The sequence below is a fragment of the Shewanella sp. SG44-6 genome, from assembly GCF_014164185.1.
In the GTDB taxonomy this organism is placed as follows: Bacteria; Pseudomonadota; Gammaproteobacteria; order Enterobacterales; family Shewanellaceae; genus Shewanella; species Shewanella vesiculosa.
Genome location: NZ_JACJER010000158.1, coordinates 1 through 9083 on the forward strand (window position 1 = coordinate 1; position 9083 = coordinate 9083).

Annotated in this window: 16 protein-coding genes; all 16 read left to right on the forward strand. The window is 43.8% G+C overall.

Annotation, left to right across the window (positions count from 1 at the left end; all coding sequences use genetic code 11):
- Positions 1-224: 50S ribosomal protein L24 (gene rplX, locus H5185_RS19425; RefSeq protein ID WP_182742923.1), on the forward strand; the 224-nt coding region annotated here is incomplete at its 5' end.
- 13 nt (positions 225-237) lie between these two features.
- Positions 238-777 carry a 50S ribosomal protein L5 gene (rplE, locus tag H5185_RS19430; protein ID WP_011635651.1) on the forward strand — a complete coding sequence of 180 codons (540 nt, stop codon included), beginning with the start codon at positions 238-240 and terminating at the stop codon, positions 775-777.
- A 10-nt stretch (positions 778-787) separates the two neighbouring features.
- Positions 788-1093 carry a 30S ribosomal protein S14 gene (gene rpsN, locus H5185_RS19435; protein WP_182723865.1) on the forward strand — a complete coding sequence of 102 codons (306 nt, stop codon included), beginning with the start codon at positions 788-790 and terminating at the stop codon, positions 1091-1093.
- A gap of 24 nt (positions 1094-1117) precedes the next feature.
- Positions 1118-1510: a 30S ribosomal protein S8 gene (rpsH, locus tag H5185_RS19440; protein ID WP_124017686.1), complete on the forward strand. Its 393-nt coding sequence runs from the start codon at positions 1118-1120 to the stop codon at positions 1508-1510.
- Positions 1511-1520: 10 nt separating this feature from the next.
- Positions 1521-2054, forward strand: a complete 534-nt coding sequence (gene rplF, locus H5185_RS19445; protein ID WP_124017685.1) for a 50S ribosomal protein L6 — start codon at positions 1521-1523, stop codon at positions 2052-2054.
- 10 nt (positions 2055-2064) lie between these two features.
- The gene (gene rplR, locus H5185_RS19450) at positions 2065-2415 is read left to right on the forward strand and encodes a 50S ribosomal protein L18 (RefSeq protein WP_011635655.1); all 351 of its coding nucleotides are present in this window, start codon (positions 2065-2067) and stop codon (positions 2413-2415) included.
- A gap of 12 nt (positions 2416-2427) precedes the next feature.
- On the forward strand, positions 2428-2931 hold the full coding sequence (gene rpsE / locus H5185_RS19455; RefSeq protein ID WP_011494651.1) for a 30S ribosomal protein S5: 504 nt from the start codon (positions 2428-2430) through the stop codon (positions 2929-2931).
- Between the two features lie 6 nt (positions 2932-2937).
- On the forward strand, positions 2938-3126 hold the full coding sequence (rpmD, locus tag H5185_RS19460; protein ID WP_011635656.1) for a 50S ribosomal protein L30: 189 nt from the start codon (positions 2938-2940) through the stop codon (positions 3124-3126).
- Positions 3126-3560, forward strand: a complete 435-nt coding sequence (gene rplO, locus H5185_RS19465; protein WP_124017684.1) for a 50S ribosomal protein L15 — start codon at positions 3126-3128, stop codon at positions 3558-3560. Before rpmD ends, rplO begins: the two co-directional genes overlap by 1 nt.
- 7 nt (positions 3561-3567) lie before the next feature.
- Complete coding sequence (secY, locus tag H5185_RS19470; protein ID WP_101084805.1) at positions 3568-4908, forward strand: preprotein translocase subunit SecY; 1341 nt, start codon at positions 3568-3570, stop codon at positions 4906-4908.
- A 23-nt stretch (positions 4909-4931) separates the two neighbouring features.
- Entirely contained in the window at positions 4932-5045 is a 114-nt protein-coding gene (gene rpmJ, locus H5185_RS19475) for a 50S ribosomal protein L36 (RefSeq protein ID WP_006083579.1), read from the forward strand.
- Between the two features lie 117 nt (positions 5046-5162).
- A complete protein-coding gene (gene rpsM, locus H5185_RS19480; protein ID WP_011635660.1) occupies positions 5163-5519 on the forward strand; it encodes a 30S ribosomal protein S13 in 357 nt (118 codons plus the stop codon).
- 17 nt (positions 5520-5536) lie between these two features.
- Positions 5537-5929: a 30S ribosomal protein S11 gene (rpsK, locus tag H5185_RS19485; protein ID WP_011635661.1), complete on the forward strand. Its 393-nt coding sequence runs from the start codon at positions 5537-5539 to the stop codon at positions 5927-5929.
- 32 nt (positions 5930-5961) lie between these two features.
- Positions 5962-6582, forward strand: a complete 621-nt coding sequence (rpsD, locus tag H5185_RS19490; RefSeq protein ID WP_124017683.1) for a 30S ribosomal protein S4 — start codon at positions 5962-5964, stop codon at positions 6580-6582.
- A 24-nt stretch (positions 6583-6606) separates the two neighbouring features.
- Positions 6607-7596 (forward strand): DNA-directed RNA polymerase subunit alpha, encoded by a 990-nt coding sequence (locus tag H5185_RS19495; RefSeq protein WP_011635663.1) that lies wholly within the window; start codon positions 6607-6609, stop codon positions 7594-7596.
- A 40-nt stretch (positions 7597-7636) separates the two neighbouring features.
- The gene (gene rplQ, locus H5185_RS19500) at positions 7637-8032 is read left to right on the forward strand and encodes a 50S ribosomal protein L17 (protein WP_011635664.1); all 396 of its coding nucleotides are present in this window, start codon (positions 7637-7639) and stop codon (positions 8030-8032) included.
- Positions 8033-9083 lie beyond the last annotated feature (1051 nt).

Sequence of the window (9083 nt, forward strand, 5' to 3'; positions counted from 1 at the left end):
CTGGTAAGTTAATTGTTGAAGGCCTCAATCTTGTTAAAAAGCACCAGAAACCTAACCCTCAATTGGGTGTGACTGGCGGCGTTATCGAGAAAGAAGCACCGATTCAAACATCAAACGTTGCGATCTTTAACCAAGCCACAGGCAAGGCAGATCGTGTTGGTTTCCGATTTGAAAACGGCCAAAAAGTCCGTTTCTTTAAGTCGAACAGCGAACTCGTTAAGTAATTTGGAGTAAACGATGGCGAAACTGCATGATAAATATCAAGAGACTGTAGTCGCTGAACTAGCTAAAAAGTTCGGTTACAGCAGTGTCATGCAAGTCCCTCGGATTGAAAAAATCACCCTAAACATGGGTGTGGGCGAAGCTGTTGCAGATAAGAAAGTTATGGAGCATGCGCTCCGTGACATGACTGCAATCGCTGGCCAGAAACCAATTGTAACTGTTGCTCGTAAATCAGTTGCTGGTTTTAAAATCCGTGAAGGCTACCCTATTGGCTGTAAAGTGACCCTACGCGGTGAGCGTATGTGGGAATTTTTAGAGCGTTTAGTTGACATTGCAATACCACGTATTCGTGATTTCCGTGGCTTAAGCGCAAAAGCGTTTGACGGTCGTGGTAACTACGCAATGGGCGTGCGTGAGCAGATCATCTTCCCAGAAATCGATTATGATAAAATCGATAAAATTCGTGGTATGGATATTGTTATCACTACTACTGCGAAGAATGATGAAGAAGGTCGTGCTTTGTTAGACGCTTTTAACTTCCCATTCAAGAAATAAGGGTAGCATAATGGCAAAAACATCTATGAAAGCACGTGAAGCAAAACGTGCGCAGCTCGTAGCTAAATATGCTGAAAAGCGTTTAGCACTTAAGGCTATAATCAGCAGCCCTACAACTTCTGAAGAAGATCGTTGGGATGCCGTACTTAAGTTACAAGCTCTACCACGTGATTCTAGCGCTGCGCGTCAACGCAACCGCTGTAATCAAACTGGTCGCCCACATGGTTTCCTACGTAAATTCGGCTTAAGCCGTATTAAATTACGTGAAGCAACCATGCGTGGTGAAGTTCCTGGTCTGCGTAAGGCCAGCTGGTAAGCACTTGTCACGGAGTAAGCTAATATGAGCATGCAAGATCCTATTGCGGATATGTTAACCCGTATTCGTAACGGCCAAGCTGCTAACCACGTATCTGTTAAGATGCCTTCAGCTAAGTTAAAAGTAGCAATTGCGAAATTACTTAAAGATGAAGGTTTCATTACTGAATACGCCGTAGCAGATGAAGCTAAGCCTGAATTAGAAATTACATTAAAGTACTTTCAAGGCAAACCAGTCGTTGAGACTATCCAGCGTGTAAGTCGCCCTGGTCTTCGTATTTACAAAGGTAAAGACGAGTTACCAAAGGTGATGGGCGGTCTGGGTATCGCAATTGTGTCCACTTCTAAAGGCTTGATGACTGATCGCGCCGCCCGCCAAAATGGCACGGGTGGCGAGGTTATCTGCTACGTAGCGTAAGGAGCTAGAAATGTCTCGTGTTGCAAAAGCACCAGTCACTGTTCCTGCTGGCGTAGAGGTGACTTTAAACGAACAGACCTTAACTGTTAAAGGCAGTAAAGGAAGTCTGACTCGAGTAATCAACAATGCGGTAAATGTTGTTATCGAAGATGCAGAAGTAAAGTTCCTACCTGTCGAAGGCGTTGCTAACGCTTGGGCTCAGGCTGGTACTGCACGTGCACTAGTAAACAATATGGTTGTTGGTGTATCTCAAGGTTTTGTGAAAAAACTTAAACTAGTTGGTGTAGGTTACCGTGCAAAGATTGCTGGTAGTGACTTAGATTTAACATTAGGTTTCTCACATCCATTAGTACACAAACTGCCCGCAGGCGTTACTGCAGAGTGTCCTAGCCAAACTGAAATCGTGCTTTCGGGCGTCGATAAACAAGAAGTTGGTCAGGTTGCTGCTGTCATTCGCGGATACCGTCCACCAGAGCCTTACAAAGGCAAGGGTGTTCGTTATGACGACGAAGTAGTACGCCGTAAAGAGGCTAAGAAGAAGTAGGTAACGCGATATGGATAAGAAAACATCTCGCTTACGTCGCGCGTTACGTGCACGTAAGAAGATCCAAGAGCTGGGCGTGAATCGTCTGGTTGTACATCGTACACCGCGTCACATTTATGCTCAGGTGATTAATCCTGAAGCTCAGGTGTTGGCAGTTGCTTCAACCGTTGAAAAAGCGGTTAAAGAGCTACTAAAGAGTACCGGTAACGTTGATGCGGCTAAAGCAGTAGGTAAAATTGTTGCTGAGCGTGCGATCGAGAAGGGCGTAGCAACAGTTGCGTTCGACCGTTCTGGTTTCAAGTATCATGGTCGTGTAGCTGCACTAGCAGATGCCGCTCGTGAAGCTGGCCTGAAGTTCTAAGGGGTTATAAAAATGGCTAAATTAGAAGCTCAGCAAAAAGACGATCTGCAAGAGAAATTGATTGCAGTTAATCGTGTTTCTAAAGTAGTTAAAGGCGGTCGTATCTTTAGCTTCACTGCACTAACAGTTGTGGGTGATGGTAATGGTAAGATCGGCTATGGCTATGGTAAAGCGCGTGAAGTTCCAGCTGCTATTCAAAAAGCAATGGAAAAAGCCCGTCGAAATATGGTAACCGTGGAGTTGAATGCAGGTACTTTGCATCACCCAGTTAAAGGTCGCCATACTGGTTCTAAAGTTTATATGCAACCAGCATCACAGGGTACCGGTATTATTGCCGGAGGCGCAATGCGTGCCGTATTGGAAGTAGCAGGCGTTCATAACGTTCTGTCAAAAGCATACGGTTCTACTAACCCGATCAACATCGTTCGCGCAACTGTCGATGCGTTGGTGCACATGAAGTCACCAGCTCAAATCGCAGCAAAACGTGGCCTGAATGTTGATGAAATTCGGGGGTAATGCACCATGGCTACTAAAACTTTAAAAGTCACACAGACTAAAAGCAGCATTGGTCGTTTACCAAAACACCGTGCAACCTTAACCGGTTTAGGCCTACGCCGCATTAATCACACTGTTGAAGTTGAAGATACACCTTCAGTTCGCGGTATGATTAACAAGGTGTACTACATGGTTTCGGTGGAGGAATTAGGATAATGCGTCTAAATACTCTATCTCCAGCAGCAGGTTCTAAATCTGCTCCTAAGCGTGTAGGCCGTGGTATCGGTTCAGGTTTAGGTAAAACAGCGGGTCGTGGCCATAAAGGTCAGAAGTCTCGTTCAGGCGGCGGTGTTCGCGTCGGTTTCGAGGGTGGTCAAATGCCACTTAAGATTCGTTTACCTAAGTTTGGCTTTACTTCGCGTCGCGCTTTGGTTACAGCTGAAGTTCGTGTACTCGAACTAGCAAAAGTTAACGGTGATGTTGTCGATTTGAATGCACTGAAAGATGCGAACGTTATTACTCGCAACATCCAGTTTGCGAAAATCGTTCTTTCAGGTACCATTGACCGCCCAGTGACTGTAAAAGGTCTCAAGGTAACTAAAGGTGCTCGTGCAGCTATTGAAGCTGCCGGTGGCAAGATCGAGGAATAATACGTCGATGGCAAAACCAGGACTTGATTTAAAAAGCGCGAAAGGCGGTTTATCTGAATTGAAAACTCGTCTTCTGTTCGTGATTGGTGCGATTATCGTCTTTAGAGCCGGTTCGTTTGTGCCAATTCCTGGTATTGACGCAGCTGTATTGGCAGAGCTTTTTGCTCAGCAAAAAGATACCATCCTTGGCATGTTTAACATGTTCTCGGGTGGTGCTTTAGAGCGTGCTTCTATCTTCGCATTAGGTATCATGCCGTATATTTCGGCATCGATTATTATGCAGTTATTGACTGTTGTGCATCCTGCACTCGCTGAATTGAAAAAAGAAGGCGAATCAGGACGTAAGAAAATCAGTCAATATACTAGATATGGCACACTCGTGTTGGGTACTTTGCAATCTGTCGGTATTGCAACAGGGTTACCAAATCTGATGCCTGGTCTTGTGGCCAATCCCGGATTTGGTTTTTACTTTGTTGCAGTTGTGAGCTTAGTTACAGGAACTATGTTCCTAATGTGGTTAGGTGAGCAAATTACCGAACGTGGTATTGGTAATGGTATCTCGATATTAATTTTCGCAGGTATTGTTGCTGGTCTACCATCGGCCATCGGTTCAACAGCCGAGCAGGCGCGTCAAGGTGACATGAATGTATTAGTACTACTGTTGCTCGCAGTTATCGTATTTGCTGTAACCTATTTAGTAGTGTTTGTGGAACGTGGTCAACGTCGTATCGTCGTTAACTACGCTAAGCGTCAACAAGGCCGTAAGGTCTTCGCAGCGCAAAGCACCCACTTACCTTTAAAAATAAATATGGCAGGTGTGATTCCACCAATTTTTGCTTCCAGCATTATTTTGTTTCCAGGCACACTGGCTCAGTGGTTTGGTCAAAATGAGTCCATGTCATGGTTAAGCGATTTCGCTTTAGCTGTGTCACCTGGACAACCGCTGTATTCATTATTGTATGCGACAGCAATCATCTTTTTCTGTTTCTTCTATACTGCGTTGGTTTTTAACCCTCGCGAAACAGCGGATAATTTGAAAAAGAGTGGTGCATTCATTCCTGGGATCCGTCCCGGAGAACAGACTTCGCGTTACATTGATAAAGTAATGACACGTTTAACCCTAGCGGGTGCGTTATACATTACCTTTATCTGCTTAATTCCGGAGTTCATGTTAATTGCGTGGAAAGTACAGTTCTATTTTGGCGGTACTTCACTACTAATTATTGTAGTCGTAATCATGGACTTCATGGCTCAGGTTCAGACCCATATGATGTCTCATCAGTATGAGTCTGTGATGAAGAAAGCTAATCTCGTTAACAAAGCAAACTTAGATCGCTTTGGAAAATAAGATTGCTTTTACGGAGTGATGAAATGAAAGTTCGAGCTTCCGTGAAGAAGATCTGCCGTAATTGCAAGATCGTCAAGCGTAGTGGTGTTGTACGTGTGATTTGTGTTGAACCAAAACACAAACAACGTCAAGGCTAAGAAAGAAGTTTGGTCAGCTCAATAATGGGCTGACCAAAATATTGTTTGCAAATCTGTCGTCTGTCGAGTATCCTTTCGGGCTTTTCGCAGATGGCCTTTAACTTTAAGGAGTGCATAGTGGCCCGTATCGCTGGCATTAACATTCCTGATCAAAAGCATACAGTCATTGCTTTGACTGCTATTTTTGGTATTGGACGTACACGCGCTAGAGCAATCTGCGCATCTACTTCAATTGCTGAAGATGCTAAGATCAAGGAATTGAGCGAAGCTCAAATAGATATCCTACGCGAAGAAGTCGCCAAATACACTGTAGAAGGTGACTTGCGTCGTGAGATTTCAATGAACATCAAGCGTCTTATGGATCTTGGTTGTTATCGTGGTCTCCGCCATCGTCGTAGCCTGCCCCTTCGTGGGCAACGTACTAAGACCAATGCGCGCACGCGTAAAGGTCCACGTAAGCCAATCAGAAAGTAACGGGAAGGTAAACCAAAATGGCTAAAGTTCCGTCACGTTCTCCGCGTAAGCGCGTACGTAAACAGGTTGCAGATGGCATGGCTCATATCCATGCGTCTTTCAACAACACAATTGTCACCATTACAGATCGTCAAGGTAATGCGTTGTCATGGGCTACCTCAGGTGGTTCTGGTTTCCGTGGTTCACGTAAATCAACACCATTCGCTGCACAGGTTGCTGCTGAGCGTGCAGGTATTGCTGCTCAAGACTACGGTGTTAAAAACCTTGAAGTTTTCGTGAAGGGTCCTGGTCCAGGTCGTGAATCAGCCATTCGTGCGCTGAACGCTGTTGGTTATAAAATTACTAACATTACCGATGTGACACCTATCCCTCATAATGGCTGTCGTCCACCTAAAAAACGTCGTGTATAACACTGCGTTTATAGGATAGTTGGAGAAAGATCATGGCAAGATACTTGGGTCCCAAGCTCAAGCTCAGCCGCAGAGAAGGTACAGACCTTTTCCTAAAAAGCGGTGTGAGAGCAATCGATTCGAAGTGTAAGCTAGAAACTGCACCTGGACAACATGGCGCACGTAAGCCACGTTTGTCTGAGTATGGTATTCAGTTACGCGAGAAACAAAAAGTTCGTCGTATTTATGGTGTGCTAGAAAAGCAATTCCGTAACTACTACAAAGAAGCTGCACGTCTAAAAGGCAACACTGGTGAAAACTTGTTGCAACTTTTAGAAGTCCGCCTAGATAACGTCGTTTATCGTATGGGTTTCGGTTCTACTCGTGCAGAATCACGTCAGCTAGTAAGCCATAAATCTGTTATGGTTAACGGTCGTGTTGTTAACATTCCGTCATTCAAAGTGTCTGCGAATGATGTTGTAAGCATCCGTGAAAAGTCACGTACTCAAGCTCGTATTAAAGCGGCTTTAGAAGTGTCTGGACAACGCGAAAAGCCTACATGGGTAGAAGTCGACAATGCGAAAATGGAAGGTGCTTTTAAGCGCGTTCCAGAACGTAGCGATTTGTCTGCGGATATTAACGAACAGCTGATCGTCGAGCTTTACTCTAAGTAAAGCTAACAAACAAGAGAGGACACAATGCAGGGTTCTGTTACAGAATTTCTTAAACCGCGTCTCGTTGATATTGAGCAGGTTAATTCAACTCGCGCCAAAGTTACACTAGAGCCACTAGAACGTGGTTTTGGCCATACCTTAGGTAACGCGTTGCGTCGCATCCTATTGTCGTCTATGCCTGGCTGTGCAGTTACTGAAGTCGAAATTGACGGAGTATTGCATGAATACAGCAGTAAGGAAGGCGTACAAGAAGATATCCTTGAGATATTGCTTAATCTTAAAGGATTAGCAGTGACCATCGAGGGTAAAGACGAGGCTTTGCTTACATTAAGCAAGTCCGGCACAGGCCCTGTTACAGCAGCAGATATCACGCATGATGGTGATGTTACCATCGTGAATCCTGATCATGTTATCTGTCACTTGACTGGTAACAATGATATCAGCATGCGTATCCGCGTTGAGCGTGGTCGTGGTTATGTGCCTGCTTCGGCTCGTGCACAAACTGAAGACGATGATCGCCCAATTGGTCGTTTGCTGGTTGATGCTTCTTTTTCACCTGTAGCTCGCATTGCTTATAATGTTGAAGCTGCTCGTGTTGAACAGCGTACTGACTTAGACAAACTTGTGATAGATATGACCACAAACGGTACTATCGATCCTGAGGAAGCCATTCGTCGTTCTGCAACTATTTTAGCTGAACAGCTAGATGCGTTTGTTGAACTACGTGATGTGACTGAGCAGGCTGTTGTAGAAGAGAAACCGGAGTTCGATCCGATTTTGCTGCGTCCTGTCGACGATTTAGAGCTAACTGTACGTTCGGCTAACTGTTTAAAAGCCGAAGCGATTCATTACATCGGAGATCTGGTACAACGCACTGAAGTTGAGTTGCTTAAGACCCCTAACTTAGGTAAGAAATCTCTTACTGAAATTAAGGATGTTTTAGCGTCTCGCGGACTGTCGTTAGGTATGCGTCTAGAAAACTGGCCACCGGCTAGTTTAGCTGACGACCTATAAGTCTCAGGTTAGTACAGATTTAGGTTATAAGGATTAGGTCATGCGCCATCGTAAGAGTGGTCGTCAACTAAACCGCAACAGCAGTCATCGTCAAGCTATGTTCCGTAACATGGCTTGTTCAATAGTTCGTCATGAGATTATCAAGACAACTGTTGCTAAAGCGAAAGAACTGCGTCGCGTTGTTGAACCTCTAATAACACTTGCTAAAGTTGACAGCGTTGCAAATCGCCGTTTAGCTTTCGCTCGTACCCGCGACGCTGAAGTTGTAGGTAAGTTATTTACTGAATTGGGTCCACGCTTCCAGGAACGTCCTGGTGGTTACACTCGTATTCTAAAGTGCGGTCTACGTACCGGTGATAAAGCCCCAATGGCTTACATCGAATTAGTAGGTCGTCCTGAAGCTGCTGAAGCTGTTGAAGTCGAAGCTGCTGAGTAATTAGTTACTCATCGAAAAAACCGAGCCTAGGCTCGGTTTTTTTTACTTTTTTTTGCCTGATTTTATTTCCAATACTTGCTAGAGTTGGTTACAAGTTTAAGATTCTCAGCACTTCATGTTGTTCATTTCTTAAAATCATCTTTTTAGTCTTTTGCTACGACACTTCTGCATTCAATACTTCCTACGACTTAGTGGCATACACCTACTAAGTTTATATCTTGCTTGGCTTATGGGTACCTGAGCAATCAGAGAGTTATATTCCATTATGTTAGGACATAATCAAGGTGCGGTAATTCCCCCAAGGTATCTGTGAGAAATATGTTTGTTTTACGTTTTTTTATTGATTTATCTCTCGATGTTATTAGTTCAGCTTCTTTAAAATGATTAATGATTACTGATTACTGATTACTGATTTACTGGTATCTGTCTGTGGTCTAGGTTTTGTTTTCTCCTAAACAGTTAACCCATAATGTTGCCTAATTTAGGTTGCTCTTGCTGTCGGTTTTTTCGAAACATTTTTAGGGTTTTAAGAAGCTCAATATTGATTATCAGTCTTAACCGACTTTGATTAGATCTAGTCTATTCAAGCAATAAAACCATTAATGACAAAGACTGTTGAATCAGCAACAATTGCTTTACTCAATGTTTTGTAAACCTAAGACACAACCGTGTTAGTTATTAATAGAGAAGTTGCAGGGCTTGCTTGGCGATAAGCTGGTTGTGGCTGTGTAGGCTTTGGGAAGCATCTTATTACAGCTAGTGAAGTTGGCATTAATGGAGGATCAAGTTTTGTTTGCGATTATGCCTCAATATAGCCCTATCTAATGTGCTGTGTTGAGTATAACCGCCACACCCTAGAGAAATTTAAAGCCTTTAAGCTACTCCCTAGTTTACTAGAGTTTCATTGTCGCGAAAGTAGATATTCTTGCTTCGGAGGCTTTTTTTATGCTTACACACTATGTAGATACAGAAACAATCAAATTCAAAAGTAAATCAATCTCAAGTGGTAGGTAAGATTTCCATGTTTAACTCGTTTGTGCTCCGAAGCAAG

Bases quoted from the DNA above. Each gene is read 5' to 3' on its own strand.
- rplE (WP_011635651.1), top strand. From the start codon at position 238: ATGGCGAAACTGCATGATAAATATCAAGAGACTGTAGTCGCTGAACTA.
- rpsN (WP_182723865.1), top strand. From the start codon at position 788: ATGGCAAAAACATCTATGAAAGCACGTGAAGCAAAACGTGCGCAGCTC.
- rpsH (WP_124017686.1), top strand. From the start codon at position 1,118: ATGAGCATGCAAGATCCTATTGCGGATATGTTAACCCGTATTCGTAAC.
- rplF (WP_124017685.1), top strand. From the start codon at position 1,521: ATGTCTCGTGTTGCAAAAGCACCAGTCACTGTTCCTGCTGGCGTAGAG.
- rplR (WP_011635655.1), top strand. From the start codon at position 2,065: ATGGATAAGAAAACATCTCGCTTACGTCGCGCGTTACGTGCACGTAAG.
- rpsE (WP_011494651.1), top strand. From the start codon at position 2,428: ATGGCTAAATTAGAAGCTCAGCAAAAAGACGATCTGCAAGAGAAATTG.
- rpmD (WP_011635656.1), top strand. From the start codon at position 2,938: ATGGCTACTAAAACTTTAAAAGTCACACAGACTAAAAGCAGCATTGGT.
- rplO (WP_124017684.1), top strand. From the start codon at position 3,126: ATGCGTCTAAATACTCTATCTCCAGCAGCAGGTTCTAAATCTGCTCCT.
- secY (WP_101084805.1), top strand. From the start codon at position 3,568: ATGGCAAAACCAGGACTTGATTTAAAAAGCGCGAAAGGCGGTTTATCT.
- rpmJ (WP_006083579.1), top strand. From the start codon at position 4,932: ATGAAAGTTCGAGCTTCCGTGAAGAAGATCTGCCGTAATTGCAAGATC.
- rpsK (WP_011635661.1), top strand. From the start codon at position 5,537: ATGGCTAAAGTTCCGTCACGTTCTCCGCGTAAGCGCGTACGTAAACAG.
- rpsD (WP_124017683.1), top strand. From the start codon at position 5,962: ATGGCAAGATACTTGGGTCCCAAGCTCAAGCTCAGCCGCAGAGAAGGT.
- H5185_RS19495 (WP_011635663.1), top strand. From the start codon at position 6,607: ATGCAGGGTTCTGTTACAGAATTTCTTAAACCGCGTCTCGTTGATATT.
- rplQ (WP_011635664.1), top strand. From the start codon at position 7,637: ATGCGCCATCGTAAGAGTGGTCGTCAACTAAACCGCAACAGCAGTCAT.